The sequence below is a fragment of the Actinophytocola sp. NPDC049390 genome, assembly GCF_044466355.1.
Classification (GTDB): Bacteria; Actinomycetota; Actinomycetes; order Mycobacteriales; family Pseudonocardiaceae; genus Actinophytocola.
The window spans coordinates 420706-439640 of the sequence record NZ_JBITMQ010000002.1 but is presented as its reverse complement, the minus strand read 5'-3'; the positions used below and the strand labels follow the sequence as shown (position 1 = coordinate 439640).

Here is an 18935-nt window from a genome sequence, read left to right as displayed (position 1 = left end):
GGTCGGCCGTCGACCGGGCCTCGCCCCCTGTCGGGTGCTTACATCCACAGTGGACGACCCGCGAGCCTGCTCACCTTCGAGGTGTGATCCCGGCGTGGACGATGTTGTGGTCCGACAGGCCGCCGGAGTCGGCCACGGTCGCCGTGCCCGCGGTGACGCCGCGGGTGACCACGTGGTCGATGAACCCGCGGCCGGGGCCGGGGCGGGTCGGCGGGCTGTCGGCCGGGAACCCGGCGACCGTGAACCCGTCGCCGAGGCAGGCCGTGATCGTGCCCCGCGTGGTGTTGAAGTCGCCGAGCAGCACGGTCTCGGGCCCGGCCAGCTCGGCCAGGCGCGCCAGCTGGCCGGTGCGGCGCCGGTCGCCGCTGACGTGGGTGGCGATCACGAGCAGGTCACCGACGGTCGCGGCGAGCGCGCCCTTGCCCCTGTCGTCGGCGAACGACTCCTCGGTGACCGCCGTCGCGGGACCGTCCACCAGCAGCACCAGGTGCTCGCCGCGGTCTCGTAGCGGGTCCCGGCCCGTGCGCGGTGTGGGGACGCGCGGGTACCGGAAGGACAGGAACGTGCGGCCGGGCAGCCCCTCCCGCAGGCTCGCGAGCTGGTCCCCGCTGACCTCCTGCAACGCGATGACCGTCTCGGTGCGCGCCGCGAGCCGGGCCGTGATCGCGGCGATCCGCTCGTCCTCGTCCGGCCACCGCCGCGGTACGTCCTCGTCCCAGTTCTCGGCGTGCACGCGGTGCAGCAGGTTCCAGGTCGCGACCGTGATCACGCGGCGATGCTAATCACCCGGATTCGTTGATCTTCGGGTGGGAACCGGCGCGTCGCCGCGCGCGTCGACGGGTTTCGGGGGCATGGTGTAGGTGCACCACTCCGGTGGGGCGTCCCAGCCGCGTCGGCAGAGGGGAAGGCGGGAATGAGGGAGTACGAGCGCACACGTCATGAGCCGGGGCAGGTCGCGACCTTGGTCGTGGCCGGGTTGTTCGTGCTGGCCGCCGTTCTGGACACCGGGGTCGGCGTGCTGGACAACGTCGTCCACCTGGCGTTCGGCCTGGTGGGCTTCGCGCTGAGCCGGGACCGCCGGGGCGCGCAGGTGTTCCTCATCGGCGGCGGTGTCGTGTACTTCCTGCTGTGGCAGTTCGGTGCGGTCGTCGACCCGACCCTCGTCCCGTTCCACACCGCGAACGTGGGCGTCCACCTGTCGATCGTCGCGAGCATGATCGGCATCGCGGTGCTGTCCGGCGGCGCGCCCGCCGAGGCGCCTGCCAGGACCACACCCGAGGTGGCGCACTTCCGCGACGACGCGGACCCCGGCAGGCGGCCGGTCCGCAGCCGCCCACCGACCCGCGACGACCAGCGCACGCCGCGCATGGCCGCCGCTGGCCGGGTGCCGGCGGGCATGCTCCTGCGGGTCTGACGGGGGGTCAGCGCAGGGCGCCGCCGACGATCGTCGTCACGATGCGTTCGACCGCGCCGTCGTCGGGCGGGGCGTCCTCGCGGCCCGCGTACAGCAGGTGCGTGGTGCCGATCAGGGGGAACGCGAGCATCTCCGGGTCCGCGTCCGCGGCGATGCGGCCCAGGTCGCGTTCCGCCGCCAGGTAGGCGGTGATCATCGCCGAGCCCTCGGTCAGGACCGGGACGCCGGCGGGGATCGTCTCGCGCAGGCGGGCTCGCAGACCGTCGCGGGCGGTGATCAGGCTGACCAGTCGCACCGCCACCGACTCGAACAACGCGGTCAGCGCCGTGGTGAGGTTGACGGTGACGGTGCCCGTGCCCGCGGCCTCGCGCAGTGCGGCGGCCTGCGGGTCCATGCGGTCGATGCGGTCCAGGACCAGCTCGGCGAGGAACGCGTCGAAGTCGGAGAAGTGCCGGTGCAGCACGCCTTTCGCGCAGCCCGCCTCGGTGGTGACCGCGCGGCTCGTCAACGCGCTGGGCCCGTCGCGCAGCAGGACCCGCTCCGCGGCGTCGAACAGCTGCCTGCGTACCTCGCGGAGTGCCACTCCTGTCGGCACCGTGCCTCCCGCCTTGTTCGAGCTTGTTCGAGTGGGCGCGTGCCCACTAGAGTGGGCGCATGCCCACTTCCGCTGCGGGACCCACCCGCGAATCACACCAGGCCCGGGAACTGGCCGAGTCGTTCGGAGCGGACGCCGAGCGTTACGACCGTACCCGGCCCAGCTATCCCGAGGCCATGATCCAGCGCGTCGTCACCGCCGCACCCGGGCGGGACCTGGTCGACGTCGGGTGCGGCACCGGCATCGCCACCCGCCAGTTCCGGGCTGCGGGTTGCGCGGTGCTCGGCGTCGAGGTCGACGAACGCATGGCCGGGCCTGCGCGGCGCGGCGGGATCGACGTCGAGGTGTCGCCCTTCGAGTCGTGGGACACCGCGGGCCGCACCTTCGACATCGTCGCCGCCGGTCAGACCTGGCACTGGGTGGACCCGGTGGCGGGCGCGGCCAAGGCGGCCGAGGCGCTGCGCCCGGGCGGGGTGCTCGCGTTGTTCTGGAACGTCGCCGTCCCGCCCGCCGACCTGAGCGCGGCCTTCGCCGACGTCTACCGCCGCGTCGTGCCCGGCTTCCCCGTCTTCGACGCGGCCAGGCAGGGCGGCGGCCACTCGGTGTTCGTGGACAAGGCCACGGCCGGGCTCCGCGCGGTCGGCGCCTTCGCGGAACCCGAGGAGTCCCGGTTCGACTGGGAACGGCCCTACACCAAGGAAGAGTGGCTCGACGTCGTCCCGACCTCCGGCGGCCACAGCCGCTTCCCGGCCGAGACGCTCTCCGAACTGCTGTCCGGCATCGGCGCCGTGCTCGACGCCCACGGCGGGAGTTTCACCATGACCTACACGACGCTGCTGCTCACCGCGGTCCGCGCGGCGGACCCGGCCTGACCGGCGGCCGTCAGTCCGAAGTGGACCCGGCCGCCGAGGACTCGGCCTCCGCCGGGGTGGGGGCGCTGCCACCGAGGTGCGCGGGCAACCAGAACGCGCCCGGCGCGGGCTTCTCCGGGTAGTCGCGCTGTGCCTCGTCGAGCAGTGCCGACATCCGCGTGCGCAGGTCGGCGGTGAGGACCTCGGAGTCGTCGTCCGGGGTCGGCTGGAACGGCGCGCCCGCGCGGATCAGGATCGGGACGTGACGCTGCGTGAGGTTCTTGGGCCGGCCCTTCGTCCAGAGGCGCTGGCTGCCCCACACCGTCATCGGGATCACCGGGACGCCCGCCTCGGCGGCCATGCGGACCGCGCCGGACTTGATCGCCTTCACGGTGAACGAGCGGCTGATCGTGGCCTCCGGGAAGACGCCGACCACCTCGCCCGCCCTGAGCTTGGTCACCGCCTCGCGGTAGGACGCCTGGCCCGCCGAACGGTCCACCGAGATGTGGCGCATGCCACGCATCAGCGGGCCCGCGATCCGGTTCCGGAAGATCTGTTCCTTGGCCATGAAGCGGGTCTTGCGGCGCGACGGCAGCCCCGCCAGGCCGCAGAAGATGAAGTCCAGGTAGCTGACGTGCGTGCAGGCGAGCACCGCGCCGCCGGACGCCGGGATGTGTTCCGCGCCACGCACGTCCAGTTTCAGGTCGAGAACCCGGAACATGGTCTTGCAGGCGGCGATCACCGGCGGGTAGACGAACTCCACAGTGCCTCTTTTCGTCGGCTGGACGTTGTGCGAGCAACGATCGAGGCGCCCACTCGGTTCCGGTTTCGGCTGGGTACGGTGCTTGAGGTCACGGCGGAAGGGAGCAAGGGTGAGCCTCGCGATCATCAACGCGGCGGTGTTCGACGGCGAGTCGGCCGAGCTGGTCGACGGGCCGGTGCACGTCGAGGACGGCCGGATCGTCGCGGTCGGCGACCGGGGCGGCGCCGACAAGATCGCCGACGAGGTCGTGGACGCGCGTGGCCGCACCGTCCTACCCGGACTGATCGACGCCCACTGCCACGCCTACGGGGTCTCGCTCGACATGCTCGCCATCGAGTCCAGCCCGCTCAGCTACCTCGCGCTGACCGGCGCGCGCAGGCTCAAGGCGGCGCTGGACCGCGGGTTCACCACCGTGCGTGACGTCGCGGGCGGCGACCCCGGCCTCGCGCGCGCCATCGCCGAGGGCACCGTGGCCGCCCCGCGCTACTTCTACACCGGCGCCGCGCTCAGCCAGACCGGCGGGCACGGCGACCCCCGTGGCGTCGACACCGACGTCTGCGGGTGCCACGCCTTCACCTCCGAGGTCGTCGACGGCGTCGACGCCGTACGGGCCGCGGCGCGCGACCGGTTCCGGCGCGGCGCGCACGCGATCAAGATGATGACCTCCGGCGGCGTGATGTCGCTCGCCGACCCGATCCGCGTCCCGCAGTACTCGGCCGAGGAGATCCGCGCCGTCACCGACGAGGCGGCCCGGCGCGGCAGCTACGTCGCGGCGCACGCCTACTCGCCGGAGTCCATCCGCCACTCGGTCGAGAACGGCGTCCGCTCCATCGAGCACGGCAACCTCATGGACGCCGAGACGGCGGCGCTCATGGCCGAGCGCGGCGCGTACCTCGTGCCGACACTCGCCACCTACGACGCGATGTCCCGGCGGGGCCCCGAGTTCGGCCTGGCCGCGGTCGGTCTGGAGAAGAACCGCGAGGTGCTGGAGGCGGGCGCGAAGGCCATCGAGCTGGCCCGCGCGGCCGGGGTCCGCGTCGGGTTCGGCACCGACCTGATGGGCGGGCTGGAGGACGAACAGCTCAACGGGCTGCGGCTGCAGGTCGAGGTCGACGGCGTGCTCGACGCGCTGCGTTCGGCCACGTCGGTCAACGCGGACCTCCTGAACCGGCCCGACCTCGGCCGCGTGCGGGTCGGCGCCGCCGCCGACCTGCTGATCGTCGACGGCGACCCGTTCAGCGACCCGTCCGTGCTGTGGGGGCCGGGCCGCACCGTCATCCAGGCCGGCGTCCGGGTGGCGTCGTGACCACGCGCTACGTGGCGATCGGGGACAGCTTCACCGAGGGCGTCGGCGACAACCTGCCCGGCGGCGCGATCAGGGGGTGGGCCGACCTGGTCGCCTCCGGGCTGGCGAGCGCGACCGGGGAGACGGTCCAGTACGCGAACCTCGCGATCCGCGGCAGGCTGCTCGAACCGATCGCGACCACCCAGCTCGAGGCGGCGCTCGCGCTCTCACCCGCGCCGACGCTGCTCACGTTCAACGGCGGCGGCAACGACATGATGCGCCCCGGCATCGACCTGGCCCGGCTCGTGCGGCTCACCGAGCACGTCGTCCGCCGCTGCGCGGACGCGGGCGTGCGGCTGGTCCTGCTGAGCGGCGCCGACCCGTCGGCCCGGCTGCCGTTCGGCCGCATGATCCACCGCCGGGGCACGGAGCTGACCGTGGCGGTCGCCGACCTCGCCGACCGCCACGGCCTCGACTTCGTGGACATGTTCAACGACCAGGAGATCCGCAAGGCGGGCTACTGGTCCGCGGACCGCCTGCACCTCAACGGGGACGGGCACCGCCGCGTCGCGTCGCGCGTGCTCGCCACGCTGGGCCACCCCGTCACCGCGCACGTCGTGGCACCGGCACCCGCGGGCCGCAAGAGCGTGCTGGAGGAGGCCCGCTTCTACCGCGAGCACGTGGTCCCGTGGTTCAACCGCAGGTTGCGCGGCCGCTCGTCGGGCGACGAGCGCACCGGCAAGCACGAGACGTGGGTGCCCGTCGACGCGATGGTCTGACCCAGCGGGCGCGCCCGCTCACTCCGCCGCGAAGCCCAGGTACATCACGGCCGGGTCGCGGGGGTTGAACAGGATCGACGTGATGCCGTGGTGGTCGTTGTGCGCCACCGACAGCGTGCCGCGGCGGGCGTCGACGCGGAACAGGTCCGTGCCGTAGTTCGCGAACGACGTGCCGAACACGAAGTACAGGACGTCGGCGTCCGTCGGGTGCGGCGCCAGCAACGCGCCGTTGACCAGCGTGACCTGACCCGGCACGTGGTCGACCGCGACACCGAACGTGCGGCCGCCGTCCGTGGACCGGTAGACGTGCCTGCCCTCCGACGGGTGGTGCGCGTCGTGCTCAGCGATGTTGATGCCCTGCGCCCACACGACCATGGGGTTCGCGGGTGACACGGCGACGGAGAACGCGTTCACGGACTCGCCGGGGTTGCCCATCGTCGCCCGCGTCCACTGCCACCCGCCGAGCCACGTCGTGTAGACGCCCTCGCCCATGGTGCCGATCGTGATGTGGTCCAGGTCCGCCGGGTCGATCGACGCGCTGTACACCCAGAGGTCGGCGCCGTCGCGGACGGGAAGGCCGGTCGTGTCGAACGAGGCGCCCGCGTCGTGGGAGTCGCGGACCGTGCCGTCGCCCAGCACGACCCGCACGTGCGACGGGACGTCCCGGTTCACCGCCAGCGCGGCGACACCGAGGCCCCAGCCGGTGGCGACCGGCGGCAGCGCCGTCACCCGCGTGCCCCGCACCCGGTACAGGGCCAGGCCGTTCTGGTCCCAGACGTACGCGGAACCGTCGCCCGCCGCCGTCAGCCGGGGGACGTCGAGCCCGGTCACGCCGCCCAGCGCCGTCCACGTGCAGCCCGCGTCCCCGGATGTCCGCAGCGCGCCGCGGTTGTCGACCGCGAGAAGCGCGTTCGACCCGACCGGCACCACATCGTAGGTGTACTGCACGGCCTGCTGCGGCACGGACGTCGGCGTGATCGCGCGGCCCTCGTTCCTCGTGAAGCTGACCGAGCCGTCACCGTCCACCACCCCGCACCGGGGCGACTGCCAGCCACCCGCGTACGGCTCCGCGGCCACCGCCGCCGGCGCGGCGAGTACCAGCGCCAGCCCGACCACGACCACTCCGAAACGTCTCACCGGAACCTCCTGCTCGATCACCGATCTTCCCGGCAGTTGATATCCCGGCGACGACCGCGAGTACCAGGTGAATGTGGTGGCAGAGGGCTGCCATGACATATAAACGCCACGTGCTGCAACCTCTTGGCGTGCCGCCGGACGCGGAGAGCGTCTACCGCGTGCTGCTGCGCAACCCCCGCAGGACCGTGACGGAGCTGGCCGGTCTCGCGGGGCGGGGCGCCCGTTCCGTACGCGGCGCGATCGCCACCCTGGAGTCGCTCGGCCTCGTCAGCAGGCTCCCCGGGCGGCCCGCCCGCTTCGTCGCCACCCCACCGGACACCGCGGTCGACGTGCTCGTCGCGCGGCGGGAGACCGAGATCGCCGAGATCCGCCGTGCCGCGGCGGCGCTCGCCTCCGGGCTGCCCACCGAACACCGGCCGGAGGACCAGCTGCGCATCGTCCTCGGCAAGGAGGCGGTCGCGGCCCAGTTCCTCCAGCTGCAGCAGGCGGCCTCCGCCGAGCTGCGCGTCCTGGACCGGCCGCCGTACGCCCAGGACCCGCAACAGCCGAACCCGGCCGAGCACACGTTGCTGTCCCGGGGCGTACGGATCCGCGGCATCTACGCACCGGAGGCGCTCGAGGTGCCCGGCGCGCTCGCGTTGCTGCACGAGGCCGTCGCGAGCGGTGAGGAGGCGCGGATCTACGCGGACGTGCCGCTCAAACTCGCGATCGCCGACCACACCACCGCGATCCTGCCGTTCACCGGCAAGACCAGCGGCATGATCGACAGCGCGCTCGTCGTCTACGCACCGACCCTGCTCGACGCGCTGGTGAAGCTGTTCGACCTGCTGTGGCAGGCGGCCGAGCCCGTGGTGCCGGACGTCGGCGACAGCGCGGACGCCCGGTTGTTGTCATTGCTGGCGGCCGGGTTGAAGGACGAGGCCATCGCACGGCAGCTCGGGGTGAGCCTGCGCACGGTGCACCGCCGCACCAGCGAGCTGGCCACGTCGCTGGGCGCGAGAACCCGTTTCCAGGCGGGTGTTCTCGCGCAGCGCCGAGGTCTCGTTCCCGGCCGGGGTGGCGGCTGATCGTGCGTGGCCCGCCGGTCCCGGTGGCGTCACTCGGCCATGCTCGGCACGCGTTCCGGTGCCAGCGTCGGCGGCGTGTGGTCGAGCACGCGCGGCATGGCCCGGTCCAGCCACCGGGGGAGCCACCAGTTCCAGCGCCCGAGCAGCGTAGCCATCGACAGTCGGTCCGAAGAGGACGGCGAAGAGCACCCGATGGCACACAGCCGTCGATCGGGGCCGGCCCGTCGAGCCGATCAGTGACGTGCCCCAGCCCCACGTCCGCACGCGGCCTGTGCACCAGGTCGGACCCGGCCATCGGGCAGCGGCCACGGCGTGACCTGCATGGGCTACGTTGGCCCGCATGGGGAGGGACGAACCGGACTGGAGCAGGTGGCGGCGCCCCGGTCCCACATCCGCGCAACAACGGATCGACGTGGGCATCGCGGCCCTGGTGCTGGTCGGCGCGCTCGGCATGACCGTGCTCATCAACAGCATGGGCGCCTTCGCGTTCGGCGCCGCGCCCGGGCTGCCCGAGCAGCTCATCTGGAGCGCGGCGCTGCCCTTGCCGCTCGCCGTGCGGCGCCGGTACCCGTTCGCCGTGCTGGTCGTGGTCGGCGTGCTGTTCATCGGCGCGCAGGCGCGGCAGATCGGCGACAACCTGATCCCGTCGATCGTGCTGTTCCTCGCGATCTACACCGAAGGCGCGTGGGAGCGGAACCGGGTGGTCGCGCGCTGGTCGCGGATCGGCGTGATCGTCGTGATGTTCGGCTGGCTCGCGATGTCCATCGTCATCTCCCTGCCGTGGCCGGACATCTCGGAGTTCGAGGACGCCGCCGGGCCGCTCGACCCGAGGCTCGCGTCGTTCCTGTACGGCGTCGTGTTCAACGTGATGTTCTTCCTCGCCGCGTACTGGTTCGGCAACACCGCGTGGCTGTCCGCGCACCGGCGGGCCGAGCTGGCGTGGCGCGCCGAGCAGTTGCGGGAGTCGCAGGAGAAGAACACGCGTGGCGCGATCGTGGCCGAACGGGTGCGGATCGCCCGGGACCTGCACGACGTGGTCGCCCACCACGTCTCGGTGATGGGGGTGCAGGCGGGCGCGGCCCGCCGGGCGCTGGACAAGGACGCGGCCCTCGCCAGGAACGCGTTGCAGACCGTCGAGGAGACCGCCCGCACGGCCATCTCGGACCTGCGCGGGCTGCTCGGCGTGCTGCGTGCGGAGGACAGCGACCAACGCGAGGACACTCCGGGGCTCGACCGGCTGCCGGAGCTGGTCTCGTCGGCCCGGTCGGCGGGGCTCGAGGTGCGGCACGGCGTGTACGGCGAACCGCGGCCGGTGCCGGACGGGGTCGCGGTGTCGGCCTACCGGGTGGTGCAGGAGGCGTTGACCAACGTGGTGAAGCACGCCGGCGCGCGCAGCGCCGAGGTGCGGGTCCGCTACCTCGACACGGCACTCGAGGTCGAGATCACCGACGACGGCCGCGGCGCCGCCGGCCGGAGCGACGGCGGCGGGTTCGGCCTGGCCGGTATGCGGGAGCGGGTCGCGGTCCACGGCGGTGAGCTGGAGGCCGGGCCACGCAGGGACGTCGGCTACCGGGTTCGGGCGAGCCTGCCCGTCGGCGCGAGGGAGGCGTGATGTTGCGGGTGCTGCTCGCCGACGACCAGGACCTCGTCCGCGCGGGCTTCCGGGTCATCCTCGGGATGGAGGACGACGTCGAGGTCGCGGGCGAGGCCGGGGACGGGCTCGCCGCCGTCGACCTCGCCACCCGGCTGCGGCCGGACGTGGTGCTGATGGACGTGCAGATGCCGGGGATCGACGGCCTGGAGGCCACCCGCCGGATCCTGGCCGCGGTGGACACGAAGGTCGTCATCCTCACGACCTTCGACCGCGAGGACTACCTGTTCGAGGCGTTGCGGTCGGGCGCGAGCGGGTTCCTGCTGAAGAACGCGTCGCCGGAGGACCTCGTGGACGCGGTCCGGGTGGTCGCCCGCGGGGACGCGTTGCTGTCGCCCGAGGTCACCCGGCGGGTCATCGCCCGGTTCTCCGCGGGCGCGCCCGCGGCGCCTGCGCACCGACCGCCGGAGCTGACCGACCGGGAGTTCGAGGTGCTGGTGCAGCTCGCGCGCGGGGCCAGCAACGCGGAGATCGCCGCCGAGCTGTACCTCGGCGAGGCGACCGTGAAGACGCACGTGTCGCGGGTGCTGACGAAGCTCGGGTTGCGGGACCGGACGCACGCCGTGGTGTTCGCGTACGAGCGGGGAATCGTCGCGCCGGGCGGCGCGGAGCCACTCGGGTAGATCGCGCGGGGGACCTCCCCGTCGGTCTCGCGCCGGACGCGCACGCGGGCGGTCGTTCCCTACCGTTCCCGTCATGTTGAAGGTGACGACCATCAGCCGGAGCTTCGGCGACCACCGCGTGCTCGACGGCGTGTCGTTCGACGTCCGGCCCGGCCGCATGACCGGGTTCCTGGGGGCGAACGGGTCCGGGAAGACCACGACGATGCGGATCATCCTCGGGGTGCTCGCCCCACAGGGCGGATCGGTGACGTGGCGTGGCGAGCCGGTGACGCAGTCGGTGCGCCAGCGGTTCGGGTACATGCCCGAGGAACGCGGGCTGTACCCGAAGATGAAGGTGGCCGAGCAGATCGAGTGGTTCGGCCGGCTGCACGGCCTGACCACCGAGCAGGCCGCCGCGAACACGGCCCGCCTGCTCGACCAACTGGAGCTGGCCGACCGGGCGGGCGACAAGCTCGAGGCGCTCTCGCTCGGCAACCAGCAGCGCGTGCAGGTGGCCGCCGCCCTGGTGCACGAGCCGGAGGCACTGATCCTCGACGAGCCGTTCTCGGGCCTGGACCCGATCGCCGTCGACACCGTGCTGGCCGTGCTGCGTGAGCGCGCCGCGGCCGGGGTGCCGGTGCTGTTCTCCTCCCACCAGCTCGCCGTCGTGGAACGCCTCTGCGACGACCTGGTGATCCTCTCCGGCGGCACGATCGCCGCCGCGGGCGCGCGCGAGGAGCTGCGGGCCCGGCACGGGGGTTCGCGTTTCGAGCTGGTCGTCGACGCCGACGCGGGCTGGCTGCGGGACCACCCCGGCGTCCGGATCGTCGACCTGGACGGGCCGCGTGCCGTGTTCGACCTCGCGGAAACCAACGCGGGCACCAACGGCGGCCGGGTCGACCAGCAGGTGCTCGCCGACGCGCTGCGCCGCGGCGAGGTCCGCAGCTTCACACCGGTCGTGCCGTCGCTCGACGAGATCTTCAAGGAGGTCATCTGAATGGCTGCCACCTCGTTCTCGTCGGCGACCCGGCTGGTCGCCGAACGGGAGATCAAGGCCTTCCTGACCACGAAGGGGTTCTGGATCGGTCTCGTCGTCACCGTGGCCGGGATCTTCGCGTTCGCCATCCTGCCCTCGGTGTTCGGCGGCAGCCCCGACAAGGTCGCAGCGGTCGGGCCGGACGTGGTGCGGGCGCTCGCCGACACGGACCTGGAGGTCCGGGAGGTCGGTGACGTCGCCGCCGCCGAGGAGCTGGTGCGCACCGAGGAGGTCGACGCGGCGGTCGTGCCGGACACCACCGGCGACGCAGCCGGTGGCGTGCGCGTGATCGGGCTGGACGACGCGCCGGAGGACGTCGTCGAGCAGCTGGCCACCGCGCCGCCGGTCGACCTGCTCGACCCCGCCGCTGTCGGACAGGGCGAGCGGCAGGTCGTTATCATGGTGTTCTCGCTGCTGTTCCTCCTGTTCGGGGTCGGCGGCGCCGCGATCGCGCAGAGCACGGTCACCGAGAAGCAGACCCGGATCGTGGAGATCCTGGTCGCGACGATCCCGGTCCGCGCACTGCTCGCCGGCAAGATCATCGGGCACGCGCTGCTGACGCTCGGGCAGGTCGTGGTGATCGCCGTGGCCGCGCCGATCGCGTTGAGCATCGGCGGTCAGAGCGAGCTGCTGGCGGTCATGGCCCCCGCGCTGGGGTGGTTCGTGCCGTTCCTGTGCCTGGGTTTCGTGCTGCTGGCCGCGATGTGGGCGGTCACCGGGTCGCTGGTGAGCAGGCAGGAGGACCTCGGGTCCACCATGGGCGTCGTCATGATGCTCGTCATGGGGCCGTACTTCGCGGTGATGTTCTTCTCCGACAACGCGACCGTGATGACCGTGCTGTCCTATGTGCCCTTCTCCGCCGCGATCGCGATGCCGGTCCGGCTGTTCGCGGACGAGGCGATGGTGTGGGAACCGATCGCGTCGCTCGGCCTGCTGGCGGGCTCGGTGGTCCTGATCGTCCTGCTGGCCAGCAGGCTCTACTCGGGTTCGCTGCTCCACACCGGCGGCAAGGTGCGGCTCACGAAGGCCTGGGCGCACGCCGACTGACCGTGCGCGTGACATGATCCGGGCATGACGACGCGTGCGCTGGTCCTCGGCGGTGGCGGGCTCGCCGGTATCGCGTGGGAGGCGGGGCTGCTCGCCGGGCTCGCGGCGGCCGGGGTCGACGTGGCGGGCGCGGACCTCCTGCTCGGCACGTCGGCGGGCTCCGTCGTGGCCACCCAGCTCGCCACCGGGATCGACCTGCCCGACATCATGGCCAGGCAGGTCGACCCCGCCCGCCAGAACCGGGAACTGGCCCCGTCCGGCCGCTCCCACCTGGCGCTGTGGGAGGAGCTGACGAGCGCGACCGAGGAGCCCGCCGACCCGGCCGAGGAGCGGCGGGCGCGGGGCAGGTTCGCGCTCGCCGCCGACACCGTGCCCGAGGCCGAGCGGCGGGCCGTGATCGCCGCCCGGCTCCCGGTGCACGACTGGCCAGCGCGCCCGCTCCTGGTGGTCGCGGTCGAGGCGCTCACGGGGGAGACGGCGGTGTTCGACCGCGGGTCCGATGTGGACCTGGTGGACGCCGTCGCCGCCAGCTGCGCCGTGCCGGGGGTGTGGCCGCCGGTGACGATCGGCGGCACCCGGTACGTCGACGGCGGCGTCCGGTCGCTCAACAACGTCGACCTGGCAGCCGGGTACGACCGGGTGCTCGTCGTCGCACCGGTCGCCGACCCCCAGACCACGACGCAGGTGGCCGAGCTGACCGGACGTGGCGCGCACGTCGAGGTGGTCACACCGGACGAGCGGACCGCGGCGATCTTCGCGGGCGACCCGCTCGACCCGGCGGTCCGCACCCCGGCCGCGCACGCCGGGTACGCCCAGGCCGGGGCGACGGTGGCGGCGGCGCGCCGCTGGTGGGGCTGAACCTCCCGGCGGGGGTCGCCAGGGCACTCGGCGGACACGCCTGGTCGGTGCTCCTTGGTCTGCCCTGAAGGGCATTCCCCTCGTGGCCTGCGCGTCGTACGTTCGAGTGCGACCGTCCGGCCACGTGGGAGTGCGCCATGATCGAGAGCCTGCTGTTCCCGCTCGCCGGGCAGTTGCTCGGCCACCTCGGCAAGCGCGCGATCGACCACTTCTGGCGGGAACGCAGCACCGACACGACGGTCCTCACCGGCCAGGGTCTCGTCAGCCACACCCAGTGGCACGACGACCACCCGGTCGTCGGCCCGGGTCTGTTCCACGGTGACGTGCGGCGAAGCGTGCGGGTCTTCGGCGACTTCTACATCTCCGAGGAGCTGTCGGGGGTGCAGACCGGCTGGGAGGTGCCCCTCGTCCTGGTCGCCGGCCTCGACAGCGAGGACGTGCTGCTCTTCGACGCCGCGATCGACGCCGGTTACGAGATCGACGTGCCGCCCGGGGACTACTTCGTCTGTGTGCTCGTCGTCGACCAGCGTGAGCCGGACCTGCTCCGCGCGGGGATACAGGCGTACGGGTTCCCGAGCCGGGAGGACCTGTCCGGAGTTCAGACCGTCACGTTCGACGACCTGGACGGCGTGTGGTCCGTCGTGGAGGACCGGCCGCTCGACATCGGGTGGCCGGGACCCTACTACCTGGACTTCCTCATGCTCGGGACCGCCGTGACGCCGGGGCTTCCCCGGACGGTCGACCAGCTGATCGGGATCGGGCCCAGCGAGATCGACTGTCCCCGGTGCGCGGGGTCCGGGTTCGTCCGGTGGGGCGACATCGCGCGGTTGGCGAGCGCCGGGTTCGACGTCAGCGGATGGGCGCCCGGGCCGTGCCTGCTGTGTGATGGGCACGGCATGGTGGCCGCGGACTTCGCGCTGTACCGGGACATCGGCAACAGTCCTCGTGAGCGGAGGTACCTGTAGCGCCTCCGCACTAGGATGGCACCCGATCGAGAGGGGTGCCTGTGACCGTCCGGAGGGATCTGGTTCTCGTCGGCTGTGCCGTGTTCGACGGTGTTCGGGACGATGTCCGGTCGGACGCCGGGATCTGGGTCGGCGCCGACGGGACGATCCGCGCGGTCGGCGGCGCCGACGACGTGCTCGCCGAGGCGCCGGGGGACGCACGCGTCGTCGACCTCGACGGGGACCACGTCATGGCGGGCCTCGTGAACATGCACGTCCATTTCGGACTCGCCCTGCCCGGCACGCTCGCCGACACCGTCCACCGCGCCAACCCCGCCGAGCTGGTCCTGCTGATGGCCGACTCCGCGCGCCGCACCCTCCACGCGGGCGTCACCACCGTGCGTCTCGTCGGGGAGCGGGGCTACACCGACTTCGCGTTGCGCAAGGCGGTCGACGCCGGTGCCGTCGACGGACCGCGGATCTTCACCGCCGGGCACGCTCTGTGTTGCACCGGTGGGCACGGGTGGGACGCGGACGGCCTGGAGGCTGACGGCGCGGACGGCTTCCGCCGCGCCACGCGACAGCAGCTGCGGGCAGGCGCGGACCTGATCAAGGTGTGCGTGTCCGGCGGCATCGCGGGCGAGCACGAGCACCTCGACACCCCACAGCTCGACGACGACGAGATGGCCGCCGTCCTCCGTGTCGCGCACGACTGGGGCCGCAAGGTCACCGCCCATGCCGGGCCCGCCGACGTCGTCGCGCGGGCGGTCGAGCTGGGGCTCGACTGCGTGGAGCACGGCTACCAGCTCACCGAGGACGTCGTGAAACTGATGGCGGCGCGGCGGGTCTGGTACGTGCCGACCATCGTGGTCAGCCGCTGCGAGGAGTTCTTCGTCGCCAACGGCGTCCCCACGTGGATGATCGACCGGGCGCTGAGTGCCGGACCGGCCCACTGGGACAGCCTCCGGCACGCGCTCGCCCACGGCGTGGACATCGCGATGGGCAGTGACATGCCGCCGCACGCTCCGTTCGACGACACCACGGCCACCGTGCGGGAGCTGGAGTTCATGGTCGACGCTGGGATGCCGGTGCTGGACGCGTTGCGGTCGGCGACCGTCCGGCCCGCGCGGTGGCTCGGTGTGGACGGTCGCACCGGGACGGTCGAGCCGGGCAGACGGGCCGACCTGATCGCCGTGCGCGACGACCCGACCAGGGACATCGCCGCGTTGCGGACGCTGCGGTTCGTGATGAAGGACGGTGTGGTGTACCGGGACGATCTCGGCAGGACGGTGGGCCGGTGAGCGGGGAGATGGAGCTGTACGACCTGCGGGTCGTGGTCGATCGCATCGAGGGTCGGTCGGTGTGCGGGCTGCGGCCGGGCGACTTCTTCGAGGTGCGCGAGTCGAGCCGGGTGACGATCCCCGAGGGACGGCACTTCTGCCTGTACGCCATGGCCGCGGTGCTGCCCCTGCTGCCCGCCAAGCAGCGCGCGCTCGCCGCCGGTGACTGGATGGCGGCCGACAGCGAGGTCGCCTGTCCCGACCCGGAGGAGCGGATGGTCATGCGCATCGAGCGCACCGGCGTGTCTCGGATGTCCACACAGGACCTGACGTGACGCGTGCGGTCACGCTGGCGTTCCAGACCGACAAGACCGAGGCCGACTACGCGGCGCTCGCCGTCGCGGCCGAGTCGTTCGGCTTCGACGGGGTGTCGGTGTTCAACGACCTCGGCTACCAGCCGTCGCTTTTCCCGCTGATCGTGATGGCCACGCACACCAGCAGGGTCCGGCTCGGCGCCGCGTGCCTCAACCCGTACCTGACCCACCCCGTCGAGATCGCCGGGCAGGTCGCGGCGCTCGACGCGGTGTCTCGCGGCCGGGCCTACCTCGGGCTCGCGCGGGGTTCGTGGCTCGACGGGGTCGGCGTCGCCGCGGACCGTCCACTGCGGACACTGCGGGAGGCGGTGGACGTCGTCGCGGCGGTGCTGCGTGGCGAGGCGTACGAGGGTGAGGTGTTCCGCGTCCCGCCCGGGCTCGCGCGGTACCCGGTCCACCGCGAACGGGTGGACGTGCTCCTCGGCACGTGGGGTCCGCGTGGCGCGCGGGTGGCCGCCGGGTGCGCGGACGAGGTGAAGCTCGGCGGCTGCGCCAACCCCGACATGGTGGCGTTGATGCGGTCCTGGCTCGGTGACGCGGACGTCGGTGTGGTGGCCGGTGCCGTGACCGTCGTGGACGAGGACCGTACCGTCGCCAGGGCACGGGCCCGCGCGGAGGTCGCCATGTACGTGGACGTGGTCGTCGCGCTGGACCGGACAGTGACCGTCGACCCGGAACTTGCGGCGCGCCTCGGTGCGCTCGTCGCCGCCGGCGCACACGACGAGGCGGGCAGGCTCATCCCCGACGACCTGCTCGACCGGTTCTGTTTCGCGGGCACCCCGGACGACGTGGCAGACCACGCGCACGCGCTCTTCGAGGCGGGCGCGAGCCGGGTCGAGTTCGGCACCCCGCACGGCACCACCGACCGGCACGGCGTCGACCTGCTCGGCCGCGCCGTACTGCCCAGGCTGCGGGACGCGGGATGACCGACCCGGTGGCAGCGGCCGACCACTACCTCGCCGGACTGGCACGGCTCGACCCGAAGGCGGCCCAGGCGCTCGGCGAGACCCCCGAGGTCGTCATCCCCGACCTGTCCCCGGAGGCCTTCGCGGCACGACACGAACTCGCCACCGCCGCGTCCACAGTGGATACCTCGGACCCGCTCGGCGCCGCGCTCGCCGAACGGTCGGCGAGCGACGCCGACCTGTACGAGGCCGGGTTCACCACCCGGCTCCTCGCACCGCTCGCCACCCCCGTGCACCAGGTCCGCGAGGTGTTCGACGACCTGCCGACCGGCACCGAACACGACTGGGCGGCCGTGGCCGTCAACCTGGAGCACGTGCCGGGCGCGCTGTCGGACTACGCGACGACGCTGCGCACCTCGGCCCAGCGTGGGCATGTCGTGCCACTGCGCCAGATCCGCGCGGTCGCCGCCCAGTGCGCGTCCTGGGTGGACCCGACCCGCGACGACTTCTACCCGGCACTCGCCCGCCGGTACCCCGGCGAAGGCCCACTCGCGACCCGCCTGGCGGGCGCCGCCGCGGCCGCGGCACGGGCGACCGCCGAGTTCGCCGCGTTCCTGACCGGCGAACTCGCCGCGCACGCCACGGCTGACGACGCCGCGGGCCGTGAGCTGTACGAGCTGACCGCACGGGCGTTCCTCGGCGCGACCGTTGACCTGGACGAACTGTACGACCACGGCTGGTCCCTGCTCCGTGACCTGGACACGGCCCTCGCGGCGGAGGCGGCCACGATCACCGCCGACGGCGTGCCCGCCGCACTGTCCACACTGGACGAGGACCGGCGGTACCGGTTGTCCGGCGCCGACGCCCTGGTCGGCTGGCTGCGTGACCGCGTCGCGGAGACCACCGACGCCCTCGACGGCACCCACTTCGACATCCCGGCGCGCACCAGGACCGTCGAGTGCCACATCGTGCGAGCCGACGCCGGTGTCATGTACTACAACCCGCCCGACCCCGGCCTCACCCGGCCCGGCCGGGTGTGGTGGACCGTTCCCTCGGACGCCGACCGGATCGCGACGTGGCGGGAGGTCAGCACGCTCCACCACGAGTCGCTGCCGGGCCACCACCTGCAGCACGCGATCACCATGACGCTGCCGTCGCACCCGTGGCAGCGCTCGCTGTGCCACGTGCACGGGTACGCCGAGGGCTGGGCCCACTACGCGGAACAGCTCGCCGACGAGCTGGGGCTGATCCGGGACGCGGGGGAGCGGATCGGCATGCTGCTGGACCGGCGGTGGCGCGCGGCCCGCGTCGTCATCGACCTCGGCCTGCACCTGCGGCCGCCGATCCTGAGGCACAACGGCGTCACCGAGGCGAGCGAGTGGACCCCGGCGGTCGCCCGCCAGGTCCTCGTCGACGTGGCGGGGCTCGACCCGGCCACGGCGCGCTTCGAGGTGGACCGCTACCTCGGCTGGCCAGGACAGGCCCTGTCGTTCGCCGTCGGCGCCCGTCTCTGGCGGGAGACCCGCGCGGCGGCCGAACGAGCCGAGGGCACCGGCTTCGACCGCAAGGCCTTCCACGCCAAGGCGCTGGCGCTCGGTCCGATGGGACTTGGCCCGCTGCGCCGGTTCCTCACGGGCTGACCGGCAGCCGGAGCGTCCACGACATCGGATGGCCGGACAGCACCGTCCGCGACAGCGGCGGCACGTCGATGCGCCAGAACGACGCGGGTGTGCCGAGCACCGCGTGCACCACGGCGGCCTTCACGATCGCCGGGGTCACCACCGCGGCGATCCGGTGGTGCTCGCGGGGAAGCGCGTCCAGCCACGCGCCGACCCGGCCGAGGAAGTCCCGAGTGGACTCGCCGCCGTGGGGTGCGGCGGCGGGATCGGTCAGCCACGCGTGCACGGCCAGTGGATCGTCCGCGGTCACCTCGTCGAGCGTGCGGCCCCGCCAGATACCGTGGTCACAGTCCCGCAGCCCGTCGTCGGGCACCGCGTCCACACCCAGTGCGACCGCGGTTTGCAGGCACCGCACGGCCGGGGTGCGGAAGGTCACGTCGGCGCGCAGCGGCTCGAGCACGACCTCCGGGTGCTCCAGCGGTTCGTCGGCGGGGAACGCGGCACGGCGCGTCGCCGAGGTGGCGCCGTGGCAGACGAGCACGAGACGCATGGTCATCTTTCTCCTGTTGACAACCGACGACCGGGCTGAATACGTTGCGAGGGACCTGATGGTACGAGGAAGCCGGTGAGAACCCGGCACGGTCGCGCCGCTGTATGTGTCCTCGGGGACACGAGTCAGACCCTCTGCCGTCGAAACGCTCCACGAACCGGGCCGCACGAGCCCGAGG

The 18935-nt window shown here is 73.0% G+C and carries 21 protein-coding genes and 1 riboswitch; of the genes, 15 read left to right on the top strand and 6 right to left on the bottom strand.

All coding sequences use genetic code 11. The features are described 5' to 3' along the window. Positions 1-70: 70 nt before the first annotated feature. Positions 71-769, bottom strand: a complete 699-nt coding sequence (locus tag ACIBVP_RS08230) for an endonuclease/exonuclease/phosphatase family protein (protein WP_396105325.1) — start codon at positions 767-769, stop codon at positions 71-73. 144 nt (positions 770-913) lie between these two features. On the opposite strand from ACIBVP_RS08230, the gene ACIBVP_RS08225 reads away from it, so the two are divergent. Then, a complete protein-coding gene (locus ACIBVP_RS08225; RefSeq protein WP_396105324.1) occupies positions 914-1414 on the top strand; it encodes a DUF4383 domain-containing protein in 501 nt (166 codons plus the stop codon). 7 nt (positions 1415-1421) lie between these two features. On the opposite strand, the gene ACIBVP_RS08220 is transcribed toward ACIBVP_RS08225, so the two are convergent. Then, on the bottom strand, positions 1422-2009 hold the full coding sequence (locus ACIBVP_RS08220; protein ID WP_396105323.1) for a TetR/AcrR family transcriptional regulator: 588 nt from the start codon (positions 2007-2009) through the stop codon (positions 1422-1424). Positions 2010-2068: 59 nt separating this feature from the next. Between ACIBVP_RS08220 and ACIBVP_RS08215 the strand changes: the two genes are divergently transcribed. Beyond that, positions 2069-2881, top strand: coding sequence for a class I SAM-dependent methyltransferase (locus tag ACIBVP_RS08215; RefSeq protein WP_396105322.1), 813 nt, complete (start codon positions 2069-2071; stop codon positions 2879-2881). 10 nt (positions 2882-2891) lie between these two features. Here ACIBVP_RS08215 and ACIBVP_RS08210 read toward each other — a convergent pair whose 3' ends face one another. Further along, positions 2892-3581 carry a lysophospholipid acyltransferase family protein gene (locus ACIBVP_RS08210; RefSeq protein ID WP_396105850.1) on the bottom strand — a complete coding sequence of 230 codons (690 nt, stop codon included), beginning with the start codon at positions 3579-3581 and terminating at the stop codon, positions 2892-2894. A 151-nt stretch (positions 3582-3732) separates the two neighbouring features. Between ACIBVP_RS08210 and ACIBVP_RS08205 the strand changes: the two genes are divergently transcribed. Together ACIBVP_RS08205 and ACIBVP_RS08200 are read left to right on the top strand one after the other, a co-directional pair. Beyond that, a complete protein-coding gene (locus ACIBVP_RS08205; RefSeq protein ID WP_396105321.1) occupies positions 3733-4929 on the top strand; it encodes an amidohydrolase family protein in 1197 nt (398 codons plus the stop codon). Then, positions 4926-5687, top strand: a complete 762-nt coding sequence (locus tag ACIBVP_RS08200; RefSeq protein WP_396105320.1) for an SGNH/GDSL hydrolase family protein — start codon at positions 4926-4928, stop codon at positions 5685-5687. Before ACIBVP_RS08205 ends, ACIBVP_RS08200 begins: the two co-directional genes overlap by 4 nt. Positions 5688-5705: 18 nt before the next feature. On the opposite strand, the gene ACIBVP_RS08195 is transcribed toward ACIBVP_RS08200, so the two are convergent. Further along, on the bottom strand, positions 5706-6824 hold the full coding sequence (locus ACIBVP_RS08195; protein WP_396105319.1) for a hypothetical protein: 1119 nt from the start codon (positions 6822-6824) through the stop codon (positions 5706-5708). 110 nt (positions 6825-6934) lie between these two features. On the opposite strand from ACIBVP_RS08195, the gene ACIBVP_RS08190 reads away from it, so the two are divergent. Further along, the gene (locus tag ACIBVP_RS08190; RefSeq protein WP_396105318.1) at positions 6935-7891 is read left to right on the top strand and encodes a helix-turn-helix domain-containing protein; all 957 of its coding nucleotides are present in this window, start codon (positions 6935-6937) and stop codon (positions 7889-7891) included. A gap of 29 nt (positions 7892-7920) precedes the next feature. On the opposite strand, the gene ACIBVP_RS08185 is transcribed toward ACIBVP_RS08190, so the two are convergent. Then, entirely contained in the window at positions 7921-8046 is a 126-nt protein-coding gene (locus ACIBVP_RS08185) for a hypothetical protein (RefSeq protein WP_396105317.1), read from the bottom strand. A 185-nt stretch (positions 8047-8231) separates the two neighbouring features. Between ACIBVP_RS08185 and ACIBVP_RS08180 the strand changes: the two genes are divergently transcribed. The 10 genes from ACIBVP_RS08180 (at position 8232) to ACIBVP_RS08135 (ending at position 18228) form a co-directional block, all read left to right on the top strand. Continuing rightward, the gene (locus ACIBVP_RS08180; RefSeq protein ID WP_396105316.1) at positions 8232-9503 is read left to right on the top strand and encodes a sensor histidine kinase; all 1272 of its coding nucleotides are present in this window, start codon (positions 8232-8234) and stop codon (positions 9501-9503) included. Continuing rightward, positions 9503-10165 (top strand): response regulator, encoded by a 663-nt coding sequence (locus tag ACIBVP_RS08175; RefSeq protein ID WP_396105314.1) that lies wholly within the window; start codon positions 9503-9505, stop codon positions 10163-10165. The genes ACIBVP_RS08180 and ACIBVP_RS08175 overlap by 1 nt, the downstream gene beginning before the upstream one ends. A 73-nt stretch (positions 10166-10238) precedes the next feature. Continuing rightward, a complete protein-coding gene (locus ACIBVP_RS08170) occupies positions 10239-11141 on the top strand; it encodes an ABC transporter ATP-binding protein (protein ID WP_396105313.1) in 903 nt (300 codons plus the stop codon). Beyond that, on the top strand, positions 11142-12227 hold the full coding sequence (locus ACIBVP_RS08165) for an ABC transporter permease (protein ID WP_396105312.1): 1086 nt from the start codon (positions 11142-11144) through the stop codon (positions 12225-12227). It abuts the gene before it with no gap. Positions 12228-12251: 24 nt separating this feature from the next. After that, positions 12252-13085, top strand: coding sequence for a patatin-like phospholipase family protein (locus ACIBVP_RS08160; RefSeq protein ID WP_396105311.1), 834 nt, complete (start codon positions 12252-12254; stop codon positions 13083-13085). Between the two features lie 137 nt (positions 13086-13222). Beyond that, entirely contained in the window at positions 13223-14050 is an 828-nt protein-coding gene (locus ACIBVP_RS08155) for a hypothetical protein (protein WP_396105310.1), read from the top strand. Between the two features lie 41 nt (positions 14051-14091). Beyond that, positions 14092-15330: an amidohydrolase family protein gene (locus tag ACIBVP_RS08150; protein ID WP_396105309.1), complete on the top strand. Its 1239-nt coding sequence runs from the start codon at positions 14092-14094 to the stop codon at positions 15328-15330. Then, on the top strand, positions 15327-15644 hold the full coding sequence (locus ACIBVP_RS08145; protein ID WP_396105308.1) for a TIGR04076 family protein: 318 nt from the start codon (positions 15327-15329) through the stop codon (positions 15642-15644). The genes ACIBVP_RS08150 and ACIBVP_RS08145 overlap by 4 nt, the downstream gene beginning before the upstream one ends. Next, positions 15641-16609 carry an LLM class flavin-dependent oxidoreductase gene (locus ACIBVP_RS08140; protein ID WP_396105307.1) on the top strand — a complete coding sequence of 323 codons (969 nt, stop codon included), beginning with the start codon at positions 15641-15643 and terminating at the stop codon, positions 16607-16609. The genes ACIBVP_RS08145 and ACIBVP_RS08140 overlap by 4 nt, the downstream gene beginning before the upstream one ends. Continuing rightward, complete coding sequence (locus ACIBVP_RS08135; protein ID WP_396105306.1) at positions 16606-18228, top strand: DUF885 domain-containing protein; 1623 nt, start codon at positions 16606-16608, stop codon at positions 18226-18228. Before ACIBVP_RS08140 ends, ACIBVP_RS08135 begins: the two co-directional genes overlap by 4 nt. On the opposite strand, the gene ACIBVP_RS08130 is transcribed toward ACIBVP_RS08135, so the two are convergent. Beyond that, complete coding sequence (locus ACIBVP_RS08130; protein ID WP_396105305.1) at positions 18218-18763, bottom strand: histidine phosphatase family protein; 546 nt, start codon at positions 18761-18763, stop codon at positions 18218-18220. The genes ACIBVP_RS08135 and ACIBVP_RS08130 overlap by 11 nt on opposite strands. Positions 18764-18775: 12 nt before the next feature. Further along, positions 18776-18911, top strand: a riboswitch (cobalamin riboswitch). Positions 18912-18935: the final 24 nt, after the last annotated feature.